Source organism: Halomonas sp. TP35 (assembly GCF_052375975.1).
GTDB classification, from domain to species: Bacteria; Pseudomonadota; Gammaproteobacteria; order Pseudomonadales; family Halomonadaceae; genus Vreelandella; species Vreelandella citrativorans.
This window is the reverse complement of record NZ_JBQSUZ010000008.1, coordinates 99559-122023: the sequence shown is the minus strand read 5'-3', so window position 1 is coordinate 122023 and position 22465 is coordinate 99559. Positions and strand designations below refer to the sequence as shown.

Annotated in this window: 23 protein-coding genes; 15 read left to right on the top strand and 8 right to left on the bottom strand. The window is 55.5% G+C overall.

Features of this window, described 5'->3' with window-relative positions; genetic code table 11:
* Window positions 1-16 precede the first annotated feature (16 nt).
* From surE to lpxL, 7 genes are all read left to right on the top strand, one after another.
* Window positions 17-763 carry a 5'/3'-nucleotidase SurE gene (surE, locus tag ACT3RU_RS11410; RefSeq protein ID WP_192527408.1) on the top strand — a complete coding sequence of 249 codons (747 nt, stop codon included), beginning with the start codon at window positions 17-19 and terminating at the stop codon, window positions 761-763.
* The gene (locus ACT3RU_RS11405) at window positions 750-1427 is read left to right on the top strand and encodes a protein-L-isoaspartate(D-aspartate) O-methyltransferase (RefSeq protein WP_087112029.1); all 678 of its coding nucleotides are present in this window, start codon (window positions 750-752) and stop codon (window positions 1425-1427) included. The genes surE and ACT3RU_RS11405 overlap by 14 nt, the downstream gene beginning before the upstream one ends.
* On the top strand, window positions 1424-2383 hold the full coding sequence (locus ACT3RU_RS11400; RefSeq protein ID WP_087112031.1) for a DUF368 domain-containing protein: 960 nt from the start codon (window positions 1424-1426) through the stop codon (window positions 2381-2383). Before ACT3RU_RS11405 ends, ACT3RU_RS11400 begins: the two co-directional genes overlap by 4 nt.
* A gap of 17 nt (window positions 2384-2400) precedes the next feature.
* Entirely contained in the window at window positions 2401-3459 is a 1059-nt protein-coding gene (locus ACT3RU_RS11395; RefSeq protein ID WP_192527409.1) for a peptidoglycan DD-metalloendopeptidase family protein, read from the top strand.
* Window positions 3460-3617: 158 nt separating this feature from the next.
* Window positions 3618-4592, top strand: a complete 975-nt coding sequence (gene rpoS, locus ACT3RU_RS11390) for an RNA polymerase sigma factor RpoS (protein ID WP_087112035.1) — start codon at window positions 3618-3620, stop codon at window positions 4590-4592.
* A gap of 112 nt (window positions 4593-4704) precedes the next feature.
* Window positions 4705-5805: an alanine racemase gene (alr, locus tag ACT3RU_RS11385; RefSeq protein WP_087112037.1), complete on the top strand. Its 1101-nt coding sequence runs from the start codon at window positions 4705-4707 to the stop codon at window positions 5803-5805.
* Window positions 5806-5814: 9 nt separating this feature from the next.
* A complete protein-coding gene (lpxL, locus tag ACT3RU_RS11380; protein WP_192527410.1) occupies window positions 5815-6729 on the top strand; it encodes an LpxL/LpxP family Kdo(2)-lipid IV(A) lauroyl/palmitoleoyl acyltransferase in 915 nt (304 codons plus the stop codon).
* Between the two features lie 72 nt (window positions 6730-6801).
* Here lpxL and speD read toward each other — a convergent pair whose 3' ends face one another.
* The 4 genes from speD to ACT3RU_RS11360 all read right to left on the bottom strand — a co-directional run bounded on the left by speD (window position 6802) and on the right by ACT3RU_RS11360 (window position 10024).
* Window positions 6802-7596, bottom strand: a complete 795-nt coding sequence (gene speD, locus ACT3RU_RS11375; protein ID WP_192527411.1) for an adenosylmethionine decarboxylase — start codon at window positions 7594-7596, stop codon at window positions 6802-6804.
* A 232-nt stretch (window positions 7597-7828) separates the two neighbouring features.
* Window positions 7829-8248, bottom strand: coding sequence for an OsmC family protein (locus ACT3RU_RS11370; protein WP_087112043.1), 420 nt, complete (start codon window positions 8246-8248; stop codon window positions 7829-7831).
* A 109-nt stretch (window positions 8249-8357) separates the two neighbouring features.
* Window positions 8358-9017: an N-acetylmuramate alpha-1-phosphate uridylyltransferase MurU gene (gene murU, locus ACT3RU_RS11365; RefSeq protein WP_192527412.1), complete on the bottom strand. Its 660-nt coding sequence runs from the start codon at window positions 9015-9017 to the stop codon at window positions 8358-8360.
* Window positions 9014-10024 (bottom strand): aminoglycoside phosphotransferase family protein, encoded by a 1011-nt coding sequence (locus ACT3RU_RS11360; protein WP_192527413.1) that lies wholly within the window; start codon window positions 10022-10024, stop codon window positions 9014-9016. The genes murU and ACT3RU_RS11360 overlap by 4 nt, the downstream gene beginning before the upstream one ends.
* A 70-nt stretch (window positions 10025-10094) precedes the next feature.
* Between ACT3RU_RS11360 and ACT3RU_RS11355 the strand changes: the two genes are divergently transcribed.
* The 5 genes from ACT3RU_RS11355 to apaG are packed head-to-tail and all read left to right on the top strand — an operon-like array spanning window position 10095 to window position 15908.
* Complete coding sequence (locus ACT3RU_RS11355) at window positions 10095-12542, top strand: LPS-assembly protein LptD (RefSeq protein WP_192527414.1); 2448 nt, start codon at window positions 10095-10097, stop codon at window positions 12540-12542.
* Between the two features lie 35 nt (window positions 12543-12577).
* Window positions 12578-13603 carry a peptidylprolyl isomerase gene (locus ACT3RU_RS11350; RefSeq protein WP_483392692.1) on the top strand — a complete coding sequence of 342 codons (1026 nt, stop codon included), beginning with the start codon at window positions 12578-12580 and terminating at the stop codon, window positions 13601-13603.
* A complete protein-coding gene (pdxA, locus tag ACT3RU_RS11345) occupies window positions 13604-14662 on the top strand; it encodes a 4-hydroxythreonine-4-phosphate dehydrogenase PdxA (RefSeq protein WP_483392691.1) in 1059 nt (352 codons plus the stop codon).
* A 41-nt stretch (window positions 14663-14703) separates the two neighbouring features.
* Window positions 14704-15534 (top strand): 16S rRNA (adenine(1518)-N(6)/adenine(1519)-N(6))-dimethyltransferase RsmA, encoded by an 831-nt coding sequence (rsmA, locus tag ACT3RU_RS11340; RefSeq protein ID WP_192527416.1) that lies wholly within the window; start codon window positions 14704-14706, stop codon window positions 15532-15534.
* Window positions 15531-15908 (top strand): Co2+/Mg2+ efflux facilitator ApaG/CorD, encoded by a 378-nt coding sequence (apaG, locus tag ACT3RU_RS11335; RefSeq protein ID WP_087112057.1) that lies wholly within the window; start codon window positions 15531-15533, stop codon window positions 15906-15908. Before rsmA ends, apaG begins: the two co-directional genes overlap by 4 nt.
* 28 nt (window positions 15909-15936) lie before the next feature.
* On the opposite strand, the gene ACT3RU_RS11330 is transcribed toward apaG, so the two are convergent.
* Complete coding sequence (locus ACT3RU_RS11330) at window positions 15937-17382, bottom strand: FAD-dependent oxidoreductase (protein WP_192527417.1); 1446 nt, start codon at window positions 17380-17382, stop codon at window positions 15937-15939.
* A 409-nt stretch (window positions 17383-17791) separates the two neighbouring features.
* Between ACT3RU_RS11330 and ACT3RU_RS11325 the strand changes: the two genes are divergently transcribed.
* Together ACT3RU_RS11325 and ACT3RU_RS11320 are read left to right on the top strand one after the other, a co-directional pair.
* Window positions 17792-18610, top strand: coding sequence for a symmetrical bis(5'-nucleosyl)-tetraphosphatase (locus ACT3RU_RS11325; RefSeq protein ID WP_483392690.1), 819 nt, complete (start codon window positions 17792-17794; stop codon window positions 18608-18610).
* Window positions 18610-19770: a tRNA nucleotidyltransferase/poly(A) polymerase-related protein gene (locus ACT3RU_RS11320; protein ID WP_483392689.1), complete on the top strand. Its 1161-nt coding sequence runs from the start codon at window positions 18610-18612 to the stop codon at window positions 19768-19770. Before ACT3RU_RS11325 ends, ACT3RU_RS11320 begins: the two co-directional genes overlap by 1 nt.
* A gap of 18 nt (window positions 19771-19788) precedes the next feature.
* On the opposite strand, the gene folK is transcribed toward ACT3RU_RS11320, so the two are convergent.
* Together folK and folB are read right to left on the bottom strand one after the other, a co-directional pair.
* Window positions 19789-20334: a 2-amino-4-hydroxy-6-hydroxymethyldihydropteridine diphosphokinase gene (gene folK / locus ACT3RU_RS11315; protein WP_087105337.1), complete on the bottom strand. Its 546-nt coding sequence runs from the start codon at window positions 20332-20334 to the stop codon at window positions 19789-19791.
* Between the two features lie 4 nt (window positions 20335-20338).
* Window positions 20339-20710 carry a dihydroneopterin aldolase gene (gene folB / locus ACT3RU_RS11310; RefSeq protein ID WP_483392688.1) on the bottom strand — a complete coding sequence of 124 codons (372 nt, stop codon included), beginning with the start codon at window positions 20708-20710 and terminating at the stop codon, window positions 20339-20341.
* 78 nt (window positions 20711-20788) lie between these two features.
* On the opposite strand from folB, the gene plsY reads away from it, so the two are divergent.
* Window positions 20789-21361, top strand: coding sequence for a glycerol-3-phosphate 1-O-acyltransferase PlsY (plsY, locus tag ACT3RU_RS11305; RefSeq protein WP_444638993.1), 573 nt, complete (start codon window positions 20789-20791; stop codon window positions 21359-21361).
* Here the strand turns inward: plsY and tsaD are convergent, their stop codons facing one another.
* On the bottom strand, window positions 21362-22411 hold the full coding sequence (gene tsaD, locus ACT3RU_RS11300; RefSeq protein WP_483392687.1) for a tRNA (adenosine(37)-N6)-threonylcarbamoyltransferase complex transferase subunit TsaD: 1050 nt from the start codon (window positions 22409-22411) through the stop codon (window positions 21362-21364).
* Between the last annotated feature and the right edge of the window lie 54 nt (window positions 22412-22465).

Below are 22465 nucleotides of genomic sequence, written 5' to 3'. Positions count from 1 at the left end.
CAACAAGGAGGCATCAATGCGGCGACTGCTGCTCTCTAACGACGACGGTGTTTACGCCCCTGGGCTGAAAGCGTTACATGATGCGCTGGAGGCTCATGCCAAACTGCGTGTCGTTGCCCCGGACCGTGACCGTAGCGGGGCAAGTAACTCGCTGACATTATCGCGCCCGCTCTCATTAACCGCGCTGGAAAATGGCTTCTATAGCGTGGATGGTACGCCCGCTGACTGCGTTTACTTAGGCGTAAATGGCGTATGGGATGAGCGGCCTGATCTGGTTATTTCAGGGATTAACCACGGTGGCAATTTAGGCGATGACGTGCTCTATTCAGGCACGGTGGCCGCGGCCATGGAAGGACGCAACCTGGGCATGATCGCGATTGCCATGTCGCTATGCGGTGATCGTTACTTTGACACCGCGGCGAAAGTGGCATCCAGCCTGATTGGCGCCGCCGATCAACTCTCCTTGCCGCCCAGAACGCTGCTCAACGTTAACGTTCCAGATGTGCCGTGGGAAGCCATCAAAGGCGTTAAGGTAACCCGGCTTGGATATCGTGGCCCGGCTGAAAAACCGCTTGCGGTTGAAGACCCGCGTGGGCGAACGCGCTATTGGATTGCGCCTGTTGCTGCCAATGCGGATGACGGTGAAGATACCGATTTTGCAGCGATCGAGGCAGGTTATGTATCGATTACGCCGCTGCAAACCGACTTGACGCGCCACCCCGCGTGCCGTGACGTACAGGATTGGTTGGATGCCTTTGCCTGATATTTCGCCCATTGAGCGGCGCGGGCGGGGAATGACCTCTCAGCGTACCCGGGATCGCATGATTGATCGGTTGATCGAACAGGGAATTCGACACCCGGATGTGCTCGATGTGATGGCTGGCGAGCCCAGACATCTGTTTGTTGACGAGGCTTTGGCACATCGTGCCTATGAAGATACGGCGCTGCCTATCGGTTTTGGGCAGACGTTATCACAGCCGCTTACCGTGGCGCGGATGACGGAGCTGGTTGTGAAAGCCGAGCCACGCCGTGTATTGGAAGTGGGTACCGGTTCCGGGTATCAAACGCTGATTTTGTCGCGCTTAGTGAAGGAGCTTTACTCCATTGAGCGTATTTACGCCTTGCATGAGCGAGCGAGTGATCGCCTTTGGCGCTTGGGCGCAGAGGTAACGCTAACCGTTGCCGATGGCGGCGAGGGCTGGTCAACGGCGGCACCGTTCGATGTTATTTTATTGACGGCTTGTGCGCAGACACTGCCTGAAATATTGCTCGAGCAGCTAAGTCGCGATGGGGTATTGATTGCGCCGTTGGAAGCGCCTGATGGCAGCCAATGGCTTACCCAGATAAAGCGCATTGGGAATGCTTTTGAGAAGCGGCGGCTTGAACCCGTGCGTTTTGTACCTTTATTGCAAGGAGTAGTGGATTGAAGCGTAAATCCTTGGGGGTTTTTTTAAAAGGTGCCGGGATGGGGGCCGCGGATGCCATACCCGGAGTTTCCGGGGGCACGATTGCCTTTGTTACCGGTATTTATGAAGAGCTGATCAATACTATTAAGCAGTTTGGTCCTGACGCGTTGGTGGTTTGGCAGCGTGATGGATGGCGTGCCCTCGTTAAGCACTTGAACCTGGCCTTTTTGATCCCTTTGCTGGCCGGTGTCGGCATTAGCCTGGTCAGCGTGGCGCACTTGGCGTTATGGCTGATGGAAGCGCACCCTCTGCTGCTTGATGGCTTCTTTTTCGGGCTGGTTGCCGCCTCTGGAATGGTGGTCGCCCAAGCGGGAGACCGCTGGAAATTTTGGTATTTATTTCCGCTGTTGGCCGGTTTACTGTTAGCCAGAATGTTGCCGAGCTTAATGCCCTTGGTACTATTGCTCGGTAATGAAGCCACGATTGTGATGGTGGCGGGATGTATTGCTATTAGCGCCATGTTGTTGCCAGGCGTGTCGGGCAGTTTTTTGTTGCTCACTATGGGGCTCTACGGCACGATAATGGGGGCTATTCGCAGTTTCGACATCACTATTATTATGCTGTTTGGTATGGGATGTGTGATAGGTCTTGCGCTGTTTTCGCGCCTATTATCCTGGCTGTTAAGACGTCATCATGGCTTTACGATGCAATTGCTTTTAGGGTTTATTATTGGCTCGTTGCCGGTTCTGTGGCCATGGCGCGAGCTGTTGCGTTATCAGGTTGGCCCAAGCGGGCAAATGATACCCTTGGAGTATCGTTATTTGCTGCCCAGTGATTATGCAGCGTTGACCGGCGCTTCCGCGCAGATTATCGGCGTGGTGCTGCTGATGGTCGTTGGTATATTGCTGGTCATGCTACTGAACCGTCGGGCAGGGAAGTCGACCACGTTAGATTCAACTAATACGGCTCAGCGCTGAAAAGGAGTAGGGTTTGCATGCGTAAAGTCTTCATGATGTCAGCCTTGGTGTTGGCAGTTAGCGGGTGTGCCAATCAGCAGCACAATACCCCGCAAGTACGTGACTTGAGTGAAGCGAGTCGCGTGGTGGAAAACTCGCCTCAATATACCGTCAAACCAGGCGATACCCTTTATGGCATCGCTTGGCAGCATAATCTGGATTACCGCCAGCTAGCCACCATCAACAATATTGACGCGCCCTACCAAATTCACCCCGGACAGATGATTGCATTACGTGAAGGGGCTGGGGCTGGCAATAATTCCCAGCCCGCAAATCAGGCGCAAAACACGTCGAGTGAATCGCGCGGCGTTGTCGCAACCGGGCTCAACCCGCAGGCGACAGCAGTAGCAAGTAACGACCAGGAACTTGATTGGCTACTGCCTGACGAATCGGCGATTGAACGCGGACAGCGTTTAAACGCTGAGCGCCCTGAACAACAAGCCGTTGGAAGTGCTCAGCAGGTAGCGTCAACTAACAGTGCGCCGCAAGAATCTTCCTCTCAACCCGAGGTGGCTGCTACCGAGCCAAGGCCTGAACCTGAGCCTGAGCCAGAAGCAGTCCCAGCATCGGAGCCTGAGGAACAGGTGGTTGCTCAATCCGAAACACCTGTGGCTGCTCCAGTGGAACGTTCGGACCGCTCATCGCGCACGTTCACGCCCGCAGAGACGATCAACTGGCAATGGCCGACAGATGGACAAGTCACGGGTAACTTCGGAGAAGGTGATTCGATTACCGCCGGGATTGATATCGCCGGACAAAAGGGGCAACCTGTCAAAGCCGCAGGCCCAGGTATTGTCGTTTATGCGGGTAGTGGTGTACGTGGGTACGGTAATCTTATTCTTCTTAAACACAACGATCAGTTCCTAAGTGCCTATGCGCATAACGACGGCTTAAACGTTAGTGAAAATGACGTGGTTGAAGCAGGCGAAGTGATCGCCACCATGGGAAACAGTGATGCAGAAAGCGTTAGACTGCACTTTGAGGTGCGCCGTGATGGTCAGCCCGAGGATCCTATGGAGTTTTTACCCGCACGCTAACCAGTGGAGTACCAGATAAGCAAGTAGCGGCAAGGTTTTGTTGAGCCAGCCCCTTACGAGCTGGCTCGCATAAAAATAATAACACCAGTAACGCACACGTAAGCGTGGTTACCTTTACATGTTAAAAGGCGGGCAGGCGATACTACGGGGGTAAGGCCATGAGTATGCTGGAGAAGGATCTACAGGAGGTTGACCTGGATGCTGCCGAAGAAGCGTTGGAAAACGCTGACGACGATGTCGCAGCGGAAGAAGAAGCTTTTGAGAAAGCACTAGGACGCGAGGACCGGCAATCGACTCAAAGCCTGGATGCGACGCAAATTTACCTCAATGAAATAGGATTTTCGCCACTCTTAACGCCAGAAGAAGAGGTCTATTATGGCCGCCTGGCGCGAAAGGGGGATCCGCTTGGTCGTTCTCGAATGATCGAGTCTAACCTGCGGTTGGTGGTTAAAATTGCACGGCGCTATCTAAACCGTGGACTGACGCTGCTGGATCTCATTGAAGAGGGTAATTTAGGGCTTATTCGTGCCGTTGAAAAGTTTGACCCTGAGCGTGGGTTTCGCTTTTCAACCTATGCAACATGGTGGATTCGACAGACCATTGAGCGCGCGCTAATGAACCAAACGCGCACTATTCGTCTGCCGATACATGTGGTGAAAGAGCTTAATATTTATCTACGTGCCGCGCGTGAGCTGACGCAAAAGCTTGACCATGAAGCGACCGCTGAAGAGATTGCTGAGCATCTCGACAAACCGGTTGATACGGTCAAGAAAATGCTTGGCCTCAATGAGCGTGTCTCCTCGGTAGACTACCCCATGGGTGGTGAGAGTGATAAACCGCTGATTGATACCCTGGCCGATGACGACGTTCAAGGCCCAGAAGGTTGTCTGGTAGATGGTGATGTGCGTGAACACGTGGATCTTTGGCTTGATGAGCTAAGTGATAAACAGCGCGAAGTGGTCGTGCGTCGTTTTGGTTTGCGCGGCCATGAGGCGGCCACCCTGGAAGAGGTCGGCGCTGAAATTGGCCTGACCCGCGAGCGCGTACGACAGATTCAAGTCGAGGCATTAAAGAAGCTACGCCGTACACTTGAAAAGCAAGGCCTATCGCTAGAGGCGATTTTCGAAAGCTAGCCAAGACAGCGTGGCTACGTAGGCACGGCCTCAACGCACCGAGTTTATACTCGGTGCGTTGTTGTTAGAGGGGCTATTTTTGATGACTTATTATGTATAAGCGAGATACGCAATGCGCCCGCTAGCGGCCCATATTGATTTGGATGCTCTGCGTCACAACTATCAGTTGGCGTGCCGCTGCGCGCCACAAAGCCGCTCGGTGGCGGTTATCAAAGCGGATGCCTATGGTCACGGCGCTGTAGCGTGTGCTCACGCGCTAGAAAGCCACGTTCCGGCGTTTGCAGTGGCGTGTATCGAAGAAGCGATTGCGCTACGTAACAGCGGCATCAGCAAACCGATTGTGCTTTTAGAAGGAATCTTTAGCGCCGATGAGTTACCGCTGGTGGAGCGCTACGCACTGTGGACCGCCATTCATAGCGCATGGCAGGTAGATGCGCTGCTAGCATTTTCGCCAAGCCAACCCATTCCCGTTTGGTTAAAAGTCGATTCGGGTATGCATCGGCTGGGGTTTGGCCTGGAGGAGGCGGAAGCGGTCTGGCAGCGCCTGGTCAATGCGCCTCAGGTCACGGCGTTGCATTTGATGAGCCATTTCGCGACCGCTGATGCCAGTGACGGCCTCTATTTTAATCAGCAGCTGCTGAGTTTAAAGGCCCTGGCCAAGACGCTTGATGCGCCTTTGTGTTTAGCCAATTCACCGGCAACGCTTGCCTGGCCTGATGCCCATGGTGACTGGAACCGACCAGGCATAATGCTCTATGGCAGTAACCCATTGGAAGTGGCCAACCCAACCACGCAGCAATTACGTCCGGTAATGAGTCTGCGTTCGGAAATTATCGGTTTGCGAGAGATTAACGAAGGTGAACCCGTCGGCTACGGGGGGCGCTGGCGCGCCCCGCGCCGGTCACGTATTGCAGTGGTGGCCGCAGGTTACGGTGATGGTTATGACCGCCATGCGGTGGATGGTACGCCGGTACTGATCAATGGGCAGCGCTGTGCTATCGCCGGCAAAGTGTCGATGGATATGTTGACCGTTGATGTGACCGATATACAAGATGCTGCCATTGGCAGCGAGGTGGTGCTCTGGGGAGCGGCCAGCAATGGGGCAGTGCTAGCCGTCGATGAGGTTGCACGCTACTGTGATACGATCAGCTATACCCTGCTTACTGGGGTGTTGCCACGCGTACCCAGACGTTATCAAGAGTCTTCAGTTTAGGTGGTACGTATGTCGAAAAAAGAGTATCCAGCGTCGTTTGCTCACCCACGCTACTGGGGGACTTGGCTTGCCATCGGTGCGATGTATATCGCGGCTTGGCTGCCTTGGGGTATTAAGCTTTGGGTAGGCAAGGTCATCGGGCTATTGGCATGGCGCTTTGCCAAACGGCGGCGGGACATTACTGCCACCAACCTGGCGCTTTGTTTCCCGGAAAAGAGTGCCGATGAACAGCGAAAGCTGGTGAAAGATACCTTTATTGCTAACGGTATTGGCTTGGTGGAAACCGCTACTGGCTGGTGTCGGGAGGTAGAAGGATTTCGTCATCGAGTGGCGTACCATGGCCAGGAACACCTGGCGAATGCCAAAGCCCAAGGCAAGGGGGTGTTGGTCGTCGGGATTCACTTCTCAACGCTTGATTTGGGTGGCGCGCTGCACTCGCTGTTCTTTCCGGCGGATGTGGTATATCGCCCGCATAATAATCCCCTGTTCGAGCGCTTTATGACGCGTGCCCGTTCACGTATTTTCGGCCAGGCGATTGATCGACACGATCTGCGCGGCGTGGTGCGACGTATCAAGGCAGGGCATATTGTCTGGTATTCACCCGACCAGGACTTTGGGCCGGATGTCAGTGTATTTGCCCCCTTGTTTGGTCAGCAGGCGGCAACCATTCGGCTAACATCTAAAATCGCCCGTATGACAGGCGCGCCGGTGGTGCCGCTGATGTTTCATCGCAACCCGGATAACCGCACCTATACGATTGAGTGCCTGCCCGCATTTGAAAACCTTCCCAGTAACGATGAAGTTAACGACGCAACGCGGGTTAATCAGTTTATTGAGCGTGCCATTCGCAAGCATCCCGAGCAGTACCTGTGGCTGCATCGGCGCTTTAAAACGCGCCCTGAAGGGGATAAAGGTTTCTATTAGATACGGTTTTTTAGATACAAAGAAGCCGGCGCGATGCCGGCTTCTTTGTGGCTGTTGTTAGCGACTCAGGCGTTACTCCAGGTTACGTGAGTAGAAGATTTCCAGCATCTCTTTACGCAGGCGGCTTTCGATATCGCGGGCTTCTTCAAACGTAATATCGCGACGCGACGTGCCGAACAGGTAATTGTCGAGCTCGAAGTCTTTCAGCAGCATCTTGGTATGGAACATGTTGTCCTGATACACGTTCACGTCCATCATCTGATACGCCTGCTTGGTATCTTCCGCCAGGTAATCCTGGATCGAGGCGATCTCGTGATCGATGAACAGCTTTTTACCGTCGACGTCCCGGGTGAAGCCGCGCACACGATAATCCATGGTGACGATATCTGAATCAAAGCTGTGAATCAGATAGTTCAGCGCTTTCAGCGGGCTGATATGCCCACACGTTGATACGTCGATATCCAGGCGGAAAGTGCTGATGCCGTTGTCAGGATGCGATTCCGGGTAGCTATGTACGGTGACATGGCTCTTATCCAGGTGGGCAACCACGGTTTCAGGCAGCGGACCAGGGCCTGGTTCTGTGTTTTCAGGATTGGCTTCATCAAGCTCATGTTCAGCAATGAGAATGGTGACGCTCGCCCCGTGAGGTTCATAATCTTGACGGGCAATATTCAACACATGCGCACCGATAATATTGGTGACATCCTTCAAGATTTGCGTCAACCGTTCGGCGTTGTACAGCTCATCGATATAGTCGATATAAGCGGTACGCTGCTCTTCGGTCTTGGCATAGCAGATGTCGTAAATATTAAAGCTCAGCGAGCTGGTCAGGTTATTGAACCCGTGGAGTCGGAGATTATCTGTCATGTCCGAACCTCCCTATGGCTGATGAAGACACCCCGACGAGCCAGCGTCGGAACCAAGAAAAAACCTAATGCCATACGTGGAGCGCATGTTCTAAAAGCACTTGCAGGGCAGTAGGGGGGTAATACAAGGAGGCGTATTATGCCCGGCCGGGGCAGGGGATGCATCCGGGCAGGGCATTTTTTTTTCGCGGTGCTGCATCGTAGGCCGAAAGGGCGAGCGCCGTCGCTCTGCCTCAAGCCTCTACAATCTCAAAGGAGTGCGTAATTTCAACACCGCCTTTTACAAGCATAATGGACGCACTGCAGTACTTTTCAGCGGAAAGCTCTACGGCACGTGCAACTTGCTTTTCTTTTAGCGCTCGGCCTGTGACCACGAAGTGAACATGAATTTTGGTGAATACGGCAGGCACTTCATCGGCGCGCTCAGCATCCAATTCGGCAACACAGTCGGTCACATCGGCGCGGGCTTTATCGAGAATATTCAGGATATCAAACGCCGTGCAGCTACCCATGCCCATCAGCAGCATTTCCATGGGGCGAGGCCCAGTATTGCGGCCGCCGTGGTCGGGTGGGCCATCGATCACAACGCTGTGCCCGCTGCCCGACTCGGCGATAAATTGACGGCCATCCGTCCATTTTACCCTTGCTTTCACGTGGCTCTCCTTATCTTGGCGACGACAGGTAAGTCGCGCAGCATAACACTTCTTTGCCTGGGCGCACTGTTTGAATGCCTACTCTGGGCCTACTTATAACGGGTGGTATTTATTGGCTTAAAAATTGCTCCAGGGCGGCAAGACGTTCGGGCGTTCCTACATCAACCCAGTGTCCTGCGAAGTGTTCCCCAGACACCTGCTGTTCGTTCATCGCATTTTTTAATAGTGGCGCGAGCGCAAACGCCTCGGTGGGCTGGCCAGCCAACAGCCTGGGATGAATAATGCTGACACCGGCATAGGTATAGCGCTGTGCGCCTTGAGTGAGCACGCGCCCCTTATCCAGGGCAAAGTCGCCTTTTGGGTGGTGGTCAGGGTTATTCACCAGTATCAGGTGCGCCAGATCGCCCCTTTTTAGCTGAGTGTTGGCGGGCAGGTAGTCGCACCACACATCACCATTGACCAGCAGAAAGGGTTCCTCGCCCAGCAGCGGTAGCGCTTTTTGAATTCCTCCGCCCGTTTCAAGCGGCGTGGCCTCATGGCTCCACTGAATGTTGACACCGTAGGCCCGGCCATCGCCTATCGCTTGAATGATTTGCTCGGCGCGATAGCTGACATTAATAATGACGTCTTCAATACCTGCCCGCTGAAGCCGCTCCAGGTGATGAACGATCAGCGGCTTCCCCGCGACCGGGAGCAAAGGCTTGGGGCAGTGGTCGGTTAACGGACGCATCCGCTTGCCTAAGCCGGCCGCTAATATCATCGCTTTCATGGATGCTCTTCCGCTAGGCGCTGCAGAATGGCTGGGCGCAGCGTGAGCCTTACCCAGTTGGCAAAGGCGGCGTGTTCGGGCAGGCCATTCAGGCTATCTTCAAGGTGATCCAGGAAGTGGGGTAAGCGTGCCAGGTAGCCCTGTTTGTGGTCACGCAGCGTTAACCGACAAAAAATGCCCAACACTTTTAACGAGCGCTGAGCGGCCATGGCATGGCACTGGGTAATAAAGTCGGCCTCTGTTAGTACACTGGACAGGCGCCCATCGCTGCGGGCCTGGCGATAGAACAGGGTGGCCAGTTCGGCGAATTGGGTCGCACTAAAGCGCCAATAGCGGCCTCGCAGTAAGGAAATAACGTCGTAGCTAATCGGCCCTGCCACGGCGTCCTGAAAGTCGATCATATATAAGCGGTCATGGTTGATCATGATGTTCATGGCATCAAAATCACGGTGAACGCTAACCGTCGGTTGTTGAAGCGCCCGGTGAATAAGGTCTGTGCGCAGTGCCTCCCAGCTTGATGGGCAAGGTAGTGTCAGCCACTTATCCATGCACCACTCCGGGAACAGGTCGAGTTCACGAGCCAATAGCGCAGCATCATAGTCGGGAAGTGCGGTTGGGCTGGCCCTGTTTTGCAGCTCGGCAATCAGGGCCAGTGCTTTTTCATGATACTGAATCACCGCGGCGCTATCGGTAAACCGATTCTGCATCGGTGTACTGCCTAAATCGTCCAGCAGTAAAAAGCCGTCGTCTAAATTCGCGGCATAAATTTTGGGAACGGGTAAGCCCGCCGCGTACCAGCGGTTGCCAATAGCGACAAAAGGGGCTGAATCCTCTTGAGCAGGTGGTGCATCCATGACTATTTGGGTGTCGCCATTAGGTAGCGTTAGACGAAAATAGCCCCGAAAGCTGGCGTCGCCGCCCGCTGGTGAGAGGGTAATCAACGCCGGATTTAGGCTGTTTTGTTCTGCGGCCCATTGGGTGAGGGCATCAATCCGTAAAGAGGACATGCAAGCTCCTTGCTGGTCGGGCATCATGCGGGCTGTATAATACCTATTCTGGATGCCAAGGATAACGAACATGGGCAAGCGATTTTCGCGCATCATACCGGTTGCGCATACGCTGATGGGCAGTTTGCTCGCTAGCGCCTCGTTCTCGGTGGTGGCTCAGAATCAAGCGCTGCCCGCACAAGCGCTTGACTGGCAGGCCTGGGAAGGGGATGAAGCGTCACAACAGTTGTGCCGTGGCCGATACGTGATGCCTAGTTACCGGTTGCCTGTAGAACAGAACCCGGAAACGCTGTCAGTTGAAACCCGAGATGCGGATTACGCCGCCGATGGCGAGGCATTGCTGCGAGGCGATGTGGTATTGCGACGTGGTAATACGGAATTAGAAGCCGAACGCATTTATTTACCCGCAAGCCGTGAGCAGGTGGATGCTGAGGGTAATCTCGCCTTGCGTGATGGCCAAGCGTTGGTACGCGGAGACAGCGCCACCCTAATGCTCAATGAAGACCGCGCGAGTGTGCGTAACAGCCACTATGTGCTGTATGAAGAGCGTTTGCGTGGCCAGGCAAGTCAGCTTGAGCAAACAGGCGAGTCTCAGTATCGCTTGCGAGATGCCACCTTTACGACCTGTGAGCCCGGCGCCAATACCTGGGAGCTGGTGAGCAGTGATATACGCCTAAATCAGGAATCGGGGTTTGGTACCGCGACGAATGCCCGCTTAAAAGTAAAAGACGTGCCTGTTTTTTACTGGCCGTGGTTGCGCTTCCCTATCGACGATAAGCGTCACACGGGGCTGTTGTCCCCGGCTATCGGGTTTTCGTCAGATGGATTTAACTACGCACAGCCATTTTATTGGAATATCGCCCCTAATCACGACGCTACCATTACGCCGCGTTGGATGAGTGACCGTGGATTGCTACTCAACGGTGAATACCGCTACCTGTTTTCGGAAAGCGAGGGTACCGTTGAGGGGGGCTACTTAAGTAGTGACGACGGCGGTAATAGTGGTAGTGACCGCTTTGCTGGCGAAACCCGCTGGTATGTCGATGCGCGCCATGCGGGCCGAGTCAACAGCCGCAGCAATTATCGGTTGCGCTATGGCGCTTCCAGTGACGGCCGCTATTTCGACGACTTCGGTGACGAGTTTGGGAGCAGCGACCGCGTCAGCCTTGAACGGCTTGCCCAGATAGATTATCAGGGTGACCAGTGGTATCTCGATGCACGAGCGCAAGGCTTTCAGCGTCTTGAAGATCCGCTTAGCGATAATGATAAACCGTTCTACCGCTTGCCCAGTCTGACTGCGAATTCCAATTGGCAGCTAGGCAGCGGCTTCTTCAGCGAATGGCGCTCCAACGCGACCTATTTTTGGCGTGATGTGGATGAGCGGCTGGTGCCGGAGCGCGAGGCAGCAACCGGCACGCGCTTACACTTGACGCCGGCCGTCGGCTGGCGCGAAGAAAAGCCTTGGGGATATATCGAACCACGGGCTGAGCTTTGGTATACCGCCTACGAGTTGGATTACGGTGATCGTGAAACGGAGCGCAATACCTCACCAAGCCGTACCGTGCCGGTTACGTCGGTGGATGGCGGCTTGATGTTTGAGCGTGAACTGGAGCTTGGAAGCCGCGGCTACCGGCAAACGCTGGAGCCGCGGTTTAACTATGCCTATGTGCCCCGCAAGAACCAGACCCAGCTACCCGATTTTGATAGTCGTGAGCGGGCTTTCTCTTGGGATCAGCTGTGGTCACCTCACCGCTTTTCCGGTGGAGACCGGGTCGGCGATCTTAACCGTGTGTCGGTGGGTGTGCAGACGCGCTTTATAGAAGATGACAGTGGCCGTGATCGCCTAACGTTTGGTATCGGGCAAAGTATCTATTTTGCGGACCGTCGTATTGATAGTGACGGGGACCCGGATACCCTGCCTGCGCGGCCCGAAGAAGATGCTTACGTTAACCCGCAGCGTTACTATCAGGCCACGCGTGATCGTTCGCCTCTGGTAACCCGGTTGGACTGGCAGATCAATGATCGCTGGAGTACCGGCTACGAATGGCTTTACGATGATCATCGTGAAAAGACGGAACACACCCGCTTTGACTTGCGTTACCGGCACCCGGAAGGTCATGTGGTGAACCTGGGTTACCGTTGGGAGATCGAAGGCTTCGACCCTGATACGTTACCAGGCGATGACGGCTTTCGTGATTACAACCGCGAAGAGTGGGACCTGTCATTTGCCTGGAAAACCAGCCCAAGGGTTGATCTGATAGGCCGATATCTTCACGACCAAACCAATGATCGTGCGCTTGAAAAATTGGCAGGGGTGCAGTGGAACGACTGCTGCTACGGCGTGCAGCTTGTTTGGCGCGAGTGGGTGGATGACAACGACACCGCGCGTGTTGCAGATGACTTCAACGATCACGGGCTATTTTTACGCTTTGTATTCCGTGGCTTGGGCGGCGTTGGCCAAGAGGCTGACAGCTATTTTGAACGGACCATTCCCGGTTACCGTCCTACTCCCTTGTAACGACGTTCTTGAATGGCGACTGAAAGAGACTTTTTATGAAAACCAGAAATATGCTGCTAGCTCATGCAAAAACGATATCGGCCGCGAGCGTTATCGCGCTGTGCATGGGCGCAGGCACGCTTGCCGCTCCACTGGTAACGCAAGCACAGAGTTTTGAGTCCACCCAGCGCCAGCCGATCGATAGCATCGTTGCCGTGGTTAACGATGGCGTCATTATGCGCAGCGAACTCAACGATCGTGTTGCTCAGATAGAGCAGCAGGCGCAAGCTCAGGGGGGCACGCTCCCGCCAGGCTCTGCGCTTCAGGCGCAAGTGCTTGAACGGATGATTCTGGATGAAATCCAGCTACAGCTGGCGAATCGCAGCAATTTAAGCATCGATGATACCGAGCTGAATCGTCAACTGCGTACGATTGCTGAATCCAACAATATGACGTTGGATCAGTTCGCAAACGCGGTGGAAGCCGATGGCATGACGCTTGCTGAGGTGCGTGAAGACATTCGTCGTGAAATGTTGATGCGCCAAGTGCAGCAGCGCCAGGTTGGCCAGCGCGTATCGGTCAGCGACCGTGATGTTCAGCGCGTGCTTGATCAACAGGGCAATCAAAATAGCGATCAGGCGTTTGTCGAAGAGATCCGTGCGCGCCACGTACTGGTTGAGCTAACGCCAACGCGCAGTGAAGAGCAGGCGCGTGCCCGGGCTCAGGATGTGCGTCAGCGTTTACAGCAAGGCGCTGACTTTGCCTCCGTAGCACGTGAGTTTAGTGACGACAGCGGCAGTGCGCTTAATGGTGGCGAGCTGGGTTGGGTGCGCCCAGGTCAAACCGTACCGGCATTTGAGGAAGCCCTGCAGACGCTGAACGTCAACCAAATATCCGAGCCGGTGCGCTCACAGTTTGGCTATCACGTGATTGAAGTTGAAGAGCGTCGTCGTCAGAACGTGACCAATGAGAGCCGCCAGGAGCAAGTGCGTCAGGCCATTTTCCAACGCCGCGCCAATGAAGAGCTGCAAGTCTGGCAACAGGAAATTCGCGCGGAAGCCTTTGTGGATGTTCGTCTTTAAATGAGCCCGATCGCTGACCTTCCGCTGCTGATCACCACGGGAGAGCCTGCGGGTATTGGGCCTGAGCTGGTGCTTATGTTAGCCGCGCAGGGCCATCTGCCGGCGCAGGCAGTCGCCATTGGTGATGTGGATATGCTGCGCAAGCGGGCCGCTGCGCTAGGGCTTGATGTGGCATTGTTGGAAACAAGCCCCGGCCAAGTAGTGGCTGCCTGCGCGGGGCAATTACCCGTTTGGCCTGTAGCACTGAGTGAACCCGCAACGCCTGGCGTGCTTAACCCGGCCAATGCAGGGTATGTGCTCGCCACCCTTGAGCTGGCCGTGGCTGCCTGTCAGGCAGGCCAGGCCGCCGCTATTGTCACCGCACCGCTGCATAAGGGCGTCATCATTGAGGGCGGCTACTCAGGGTTCACAGGGCATACCGAGTGGCTGCGTGATGCCTGCGGTGTTGATGAGGTCGTCATGATGCTGGCAACCGACGCCGCGTTACACGCCAACGCGCCGGATTGGCAAGGAAGTGGTGATCTGCGTGTTGCATTGGTCACCACACACCTGCCGCTGCGCCAAGTCGCTGATGCGATTACCGTAGCGCGGGTAACCCGGATTAGCCGCTTGCTGGCCGATGACCTGGTACGCCAGTTTGGTATTGCGTCACCACGTATTGCCGTGTGCGGGCTAAATCCTCATGCGGGCGAAGATGGCCATTTGGGCCATGAAGAGCTGGAAACGATTATTCCCGCGCTTGAATCCCTGCGTGCACAAGGGCTGGATATACAAGGACCTTTACCTGCCGATACGCTGTTTACGCCTCGCCATTTGGCGGGTGTTGATGCCGTACTTGCGATGTACCATGACCAAGGCTTGGCCGTGCTTAAGTATGCTGGCTTTGGTCAAGCTGCTAATATCACGCTGGGCTTGCCACTAGTGCGCACGTCGGTTGATCACGGCACCGCGCTTGACCTAGCGGGTAAAGGCGTGGCTGACCCTGGTAGCTTGCGCGTTGCGCTATCGCTTGCTCGGCGTCTGGCCGAACAGCGCGCCCAAACGGCCCGCCAGGCGTAACGCCTCCACGATTGAAAAATACCTCCAAGGAATCCTGTTAGATGTCTCAAGTGCCCCAGCAGCACCGTGCTCGCAAACGCTTCGGTCAAAACTTTCTACGTGACCTGGGTATCATCTCGCGTATTGTGCGCTCGATTGGGCCGCGGGAAGGCGACCGTCTTGTTGAAATTGGGCCGGGCCAAGGCGCGCTGACCGCGCCACTGCTTGAGGCGGCAGGGAAGCTTGAGGTAATTGAGCTGGACCGCGATTTGATTCCTGGCCTACGCGTGCAGTTCTTCAACTACCCCGACTTTATTATCCATGAAGGCGATGTGCTGAAGTTTGACTTCGCGGCGCTGAAAGGCGATGGCCCGGCCTTGCGTGTCGTCGGCAACCTGCCCTATAACATTTCAACCCCTTTGATCGTGCATCTGCTCACGGCCGGTAACGCGATTGCCGACATGCACTTCATGCTCCAAAAAGAGGTCGTCGAGCGGCTGGCTGCCCAGCCAGGCGGTACGGATTGGGGGCGGCTTTCTGTGATGGCGCAGTACTACTGCCACGTCGACCAGCTGTTTATCGTACCGCCCGAGGCCTTTGTGCCCCGGCCTAAAGTCGACTCTGCCATTGTGCGCCTCACACCGCACGCAAGTTTGCCGCACGTAGCCGACGACCCGGCACTCCTGTTTGAGCTGGTAAAGCTAGCCTTTGGCCAACGCCGTAAAACCTTACGTAATAACTTTAAAGGACGCGTCAGTCCTGAAACGTTAGAAGCGCTGGGTATTGACCCCACGCGCCGCCCGCAAACGCTAACGGTTGCTGAGTATGTAACCATTGCTAACCGCGTGGCTGCTGATGAAAGGCCAGGTAGTGATGGGAGTGAAAACGGGTGAGTGGTTTAGCCATCGACGTCAGCGTAACGCCTGAATACTGTGCCGAAGAATCCAGCGATGCGGAATTACGCTACGTATTTAGCTATACCGTGACGGTACATAATCAAAGCCCGCATAGCGTACAGCTTATGGCACGTTACTGGAAAATCACCCAGGGCAGCGGCGATAGTCAGGAAGTGCGTGGCAAGGGTGTGGTCGGGCAACAGCCATTGATCGGCCCCGGTCAGCGCTTTCGCTATACCAGCCGGGCGATTTTGCAAACACCAGTGGGCGTGATGGAAGGTGGCTATACGTTGTTGAACACCTATACCCAACGTGCCTTTGAAGTGCCCGTAGCGCCTTTTCGCTTGGCCGTGCCGCGCCAGTTGCACTAAAACAGGCTCGTCCCTAATGAGCTATCCTCTAGGCGGAGGTTAAACGCTGCTCCAAGTGATCGCATAAGCGAAGAGCGAGTTGCACTAGAGTGAGCGTGGGGTTGGCGTGTCCGCTGCTTGGGAAGACACTGGAGCCCGCCACGTACATGTTGTCCTGGCCAAACAGGCGGCAATCGCTGTTAACGATGCCGTCTTCCGGGGTATGACTCATGCGTGTGCCTCCCATGTGGTGGCGGCCAGCCAGCTCGCCATCGGTCGGTAGCGTAACGGGTAAGGCTGCAAGCCAATCGGCCAATTGTACGCGGCCAACGTCCTCCTCAAGCAGGTACTCCCCCAATAGCAGCAAGCTCTCGCGAATAGTGTGCCGGTCAAGCGGCGACTGTTGCCAAACTAGCCTGCTTCGGGGAATGCCTAAGGCATCAGGTTCTTCGGTTAGCTCAATGCGATTTTCAAAGCGAGGTTCCTGCTCCCAGGAGGCTCTTAGCATCACCCCATGCAGGATGCGTCCTTGCGTTTGCCACTTACTGATCAGCTCGCCGAGTGAAGGCGCCTGCAGGCCAAGTTCATCAATCAATGCTTGGGTTGCTTCGGGGCTCATGCGGTGCAAGCGTAATCCGCAGTTCAATATTTCTCGCGCGGTGATTGACTGCTCATTAGGCGAGAGGAAAACGTTGTATTCCTTATCCAGTCCTAAGGCTTCTGGCTTAAACAGAAGCGCCTGCCCAACCGTTGCATGGGGATGCTCCATCCAGTAACGCCCCAGTGTCTCCGCATGTGGAATCAGTTGGCCATTGGTTTGTTGGTTGCACCATAGCAGCAAACGCGCGTTATCAATCCCTCCGCAGGCGAGGACAAAGTAGCGGGCGTGTACTGTGTGTGTCTCGCCTTGGTAGTTGGCAAATGTAGCACTGGTGATACGGCCATTTTCGGTTTCAAGTGCCACCAGGTTGGCGGTCAGACAACAGATCAGGTGGGGTGATGCTTCAAGCATCTCGGCATACTTATGTTGCACGCGTACCGGCGTTCCCAGTGAAAAATGAATACGGTTGAAGCCTGAGGAGACGACAGGCTCATCCGCAGGAATCGGGTCCAGGTTAAGCAGCTCGGTGGCTGCTCTAAGGTAAGGGGTTAGCGCTTCCTGGCCAATAGGCCATACGGTCTCGGGGGCAGCCGTTTTGCCCGTAAAGTCATAAGCATCAAGTGAGCGAGAAACGCCGCCCCAATGATTGGTGGAGCCGCCTAAATAGCGTAGCCGGCTCGTCTCGAGCGGAATATACGTATCGCCAACCACTTCGCCGCGGTAACTATCCTGAGAGCGTTCGCTAAATACTTCATCGCCGCCTTCGCAGAGTAAAACCTGATGGCCTTGCCGGGCTAGCGTCACGGCAATTGACATGCCTGCAGCGCCGCTGCCAATAATACACACATCCAGCGTATCATCCTGCTCGTTGAGCTCCTCAAAAGGCAGGTACATTAGCAATCACTCGCTCGCAGTAGCCAACCGTTAACCAATGTGGGTGAAACGTTCGTTGCGTTGGCCACAGGGAGCAAGGCGGTAACGGGGACGAGAACAAGGCTCATGCCCGTAAACGTTGCGATTTTTAATAGCCAGCGCCGTGTATAGGTGGGCGTCATATTGGTTGTGTTGTCCTTGGCTGTGGCAAGTGCTTTACTTTGCAGGATGTTATTAACGGTTGTAATTAACGATAGCTATTAAAAAGTATGGGCGCGTTGTTAAAAGCAAAAGCACCCCAACGGGTATGCTTGATTTATATTGGTCCATATTTTCCCAATTCACCAGAGCAATTTAGCGGCTACAGTGCTGTGAACATGCAGCACGTTTTTTTATTTCGACGCTCTTTGTTTTCATATAAGGCCCGCGCATGAGTACCTACGCGATTGGCGATTTGCATGGCTGTTACGCCGAGTTTATGACGCTACTTGAAGCCCTGGACTTTAATCCCTCGCACGATACTTTGTGGCTGGTGGGCGATGTGATCAACCGTGGTCCAGGCTCCCTTGAGTGTTTACGCGAAGCGCACGCACTGGGCGGCGCGGTACGCTGTGTGCTAGGCAACCACGACTTTCATCTGTTGGTGGTCGCGCGTGGCGGCGGCAGGCAAAAAAAGCACGACACTCTCAACGATATTCTTAATGCGCCAGATCGCGAGCAACTGCTGGATTGGCTGCAGTGCCAGCCGCTTGCAGTGCAGCAAGGCAATACCCTAATGACGCATGCCGGTTTGCTGCCTCAGTGGCGCATAGAGCAGGCTGTCGCTTATAGCCGTGAGGTCGAGCAAGCGCTGGCCAGCGAGCAGTCAGGGCATTTCTTGACCGAGCTTTTTGGTAATCAGCCTGATCGTTGGCGAGAGGACCTGGAGGGAATGGACCGGCTGCGCTTTATTGTTAACGCTATGGCACGTATGCGCTTTATTGACAGCCAAGGGCAGCTGGAGTTTGCTGCTAAAGAGGGCCTCGCTAGTGCCCCATCTGGCTTTGCGCCGTGGTTTCAGTATGCGCGTGACGATGATCCGCACCTCCTGTTTGGTCACTGGGCCGCGCTAGAAGGAAAAACTCGGGGCGCCAAGGTTCGGGTAGACGCGTTGGATACGGGCTGCGTGTGGGGTGGGGCGTTAACCGCGCTTAATATAGATACCGGTGAGCGAATTAGCGTACCCAGCCAGCAACGAGGAGAGCGGTAGTGGTGACGCATTCGAATGATCCGCGCATTGTCGGGCTGGACGTATACCGCGTGGGTGGCGCTGTTCGCGATGCACTGCTGGGCTGGCCAGTGTATGACAACGACTGGGTGGTGGTCGGCGCTACCCCAGCGGCTATGCGCCAGCGCGGCTTTAAGCCGGTGGGGCGAGATTTTCCGGTGTTTTTGCACCCTGATACAGCGGAGGAGTATGCGCTGGCGCGTACGGAGCGAAAAACCGGGCACGGATATTCCGGGTTTGAAGTGCATGCCAGCCCCGAGGTAACGTTGGAAGAGGACCTGCTGCGCCGCGACCTGACCGTCAATGCCATTGCTCAACGGGTCGATGGGCCGCTGATTGACCCCTTTGATGGCCAAGGGGATATCGAAAAACGCATACTGCGCCATATTTCCTGTGCGTTTGGTGAAGACCCGCTGCGGGTGCTGCGCACGGCACGTTTTTTAGCCCGCTATGCGTCGCTGGGATTCTCTATCGCCTCTGAAACCCTGGCATTGATGACCGAGGTTAGCCGCAGTGGTGAGCTTGAGCATTTGGCGGCTGAGCGGGTATGGGTAGAAACCGAAAAAGCCTTGGGTGAACCCAGCCCCGAAGCTTACTTCACGACATTGGCGCAGTGTGAAGCGCTGGCAATATGGTGGCCGTTCTCAGCAGAAAAACTGCAGGACGGCTTGGCCGCACTACAGTACGTGCCTGACGATAGCCCAACGCTGCTGGCGCACTGGCGCTATGCATTACTGGTGAGCGTGCTGGATGACGTGGGCCGCGAGGCATTGGCGGAAAAGCTACGTTTACCCAATGCGGTAACGCAGTTGGCGCGCCATGTCGCGTTGACGCTTTCGCTACTAAAAGAGCCCTTAGAGGCGGTAGCCGTGTTGCATTGGCTGGAGCGCCTGGATGGTTTTCGTAAGCCTGACCAGGTCGCCACACAGCTCACGTTAGTCAGTGTGGTTGAAAGTGTCGGTGTTGTTGAAAGTGGCGGTGTTATTGAAAGTGACTATGCCCAGCCGCTACAGGCTGCTTGGCTAGCGGCACGCAGCGTTAGCCCGCAGGGGCTAATCGCTCAAGGATTCAAGGGGGCTGGATTAGGCCAGGCACTACGTGAACAGCGTCAGCAAGCGGTTAGTGATGCGTTAAGCGGATGATTAGGTAAACAGAGGTGATTAGCGAGCCTGGGACTTACAAGGCGCAGACTCCGCATGCGATATCCAAGCGCTGCCCCAGGTGAAATCTACCGCCCAAAGCCGCTGATTCCCCAGCGAAAAATTATTCCAAAGTGCGGCGTAAGGCGTGTTACAAGCCGGATGCCGTTCGTTAGGTAGCAGCTCCGCCAAGGGCTGTAACACGAATGCGCTTTCGGTAATCTCTGCACGGGGCAGTGCAACACCTTCAACGACGCCACGCAGGCTACCCACCGTTAGCAGGTCGATATCCAGCGCTTTAGGGCTGTATTTGGCCAAGCCCTGCTTACGGCCATGAAGAATCTCCAAAGCCTTGGCCCATGCCTGTAATTCACCCGGCGACCAGTTACTTTCGAAGGCCACGACCAGGTTGTAAAAATTACGGGTATCGCTAAAACCAACCGGCTCGCTTTCAAAAACGCGCGAGACGTTTAAAGGCCCAAAGGTATCGAAAAGTGCATCGAGACACAGGCGGATATGACGCACAGGATCAATATTGCTGCCTAAACTGACGGTAACCAGGCTCATGAGATTATATCCTTGTGGCCTCCGGCAGCTCGCCACGTGTAATTTCAAGGCCTACACTCGCCGCTTGCGGTACCGCGCCGGGTTTACGCACCCGCAAGCGTAACCAGGTAATGGAAAACTCGCTGCGCAGGCAGTCAGCCAAGCGTTCCGCGAAGGTCTCCACCAGAGCGAATTGATGCGCGTCAGCGAATCGCTGGATACGCTGGCAGATAGCCGCATAGTCTAGCGTTAAGCTTAAATCGTCAGTGGCTGCAGCCGGGCGAATATCGGTCGCCAGGGTTAAGTCCAGGCTAAGCGACTGTTGAATGGTGCGCTCCCAATCGTAAACACCAATCACGGTGTCTACCTTGAGTGCTTCGATCAAAATGCGGTCCACAAGCTCTTCCTCGGCGACAACAAGCGGGCGATTGTACGTTAGGATGAAACGAAACGACAGTAGGACGGAAAAGGCGCCATGGCGTGGTTAGTGTTCGGCTATTTAAGCGGCAGTTGGCTGGCGGCGATTAGTGTTTGCCGGATAGCGGGAGTGGGCGATCCTCGTCGCTGTGGCTCCGGTAATCCCGGTTTTTCTAACGTGTTACGCCTTTATGGGCCGCGCCTGGCGGGCGCCACGCTTTTGCTGGATGCGTTAAAAGGCGTACCCGTAGTGCTTGCCAGTAAATTAATGGCGTTACCGGTCAGTTGGCAGGGGCTGATTGGGCTGGCGGTATTACTGGGGCATAGCTACCCGGTATGGTATGGCTTTCGTGGCGGAAAGGCCGTCGCCAGCGCGCTGGGCGTGCTGCTGGTGCTGACCCCGGGTGTTGCACTGGTGAGCGTGGGGGTGTGGACCTTGCTGGCGTGGCGCTTAAAAACCGCGGCAATGGCTTCCTTGTTAAGCGCGCTGGTGGCGCCGCTTGCCTGTATCTGGCTGGCGCCTGCTTATGTGGGCGTAGTGGGCGGTTTGAGCCTACTGGTGCTGCTGCGTCATGGGCTTAATATTCGCAGATTAAGACGCGGCGATGAGCCGCGCCTGGGGCGTCGCTAATTATTCGGCGTTGGGAGGCGCCAACTGATCAAGCGGCCAGCGCGGCGTAGCCTGCATAATGCCATCCTTGTCCTGTTCGCCAGCGGCCAGGCGCTGCGCGCCCACATACGCGATCATGGCGCCGTTATCCGTGCAAAACCGGCCGCGAGGATAGTAGGCCTTTGCCTGACGCTTTTGACACTCAAGCGCCAAGCGCTCACGCAACCGGTGATTGGCACTCACCCCGCCAGCCACTACCAGCCGTTTTAACCCCGTTTGGTCCAGCGCCCGTCGGCATTTGATGACCAGTGTATCGACCACGGCTTCTTCAAAGGCGCGGGCCACATCAGCGCGCGCCTGCTCGTCAAGCTCGCCAGCCGCTTCCAACTGACGTATAGCCGTTAAGGTATGCGTTTTTAACCCTGAGAAACTGAAATTAAGCCCCGGCCGGTCGGTCATCGGACGTGGAAAACGAAACCGTTTGGGGTCGCCCTGTTCGGCAAGCTTGGCCACCATAGGGCCGCCGGGATAAGCAAGGCCGAGCATTTTAGCGGCTTTATCAAACGCCTCACCGGCCGCATCATCAACGGATTCACCCAATAGCTGATAGCTTCCAAGTCCTTGGACTTCCACCAACTGGGTATGACCGCCAGATACCAGTAGGGCCACAAAAGGAAACGCTGGCGCATCGTCTTCCAGCATGGGAGCGAGTAGATGACCTTCCATGTGGTGCACGCCCAATACCGGAATGCCTAGTGCACGGGCCATACCGTGGGCCGTGCTGGCACCCACCATGAGTGCGCCTACCAACCCTGGGCCTGCGGTATAGGCAATACCCTCTAAATCGTCTCTTGTTAGCCTGGCATCACTTAACACCTGCTCAATCAAAGGGAGCAGCTTGCGCGTGTGGTCCCGTGAGGCAAGCTCGGGCACCACGCCGCCATACTCGGCGTGCATGGCAATTTGGCTATACAGCGCATCGGCCAGCAGGCCATCGCCCCCTGAGCGGGAGGTGTCATAAAGAGCAACGCCGGTTTCGTCGCAGGAAGTTTCGATGCCAAGCACACGCATAGGAAATCTCTACAGAGGGCTAACAGATTGCATAAGGACAGAATTTTAACATGT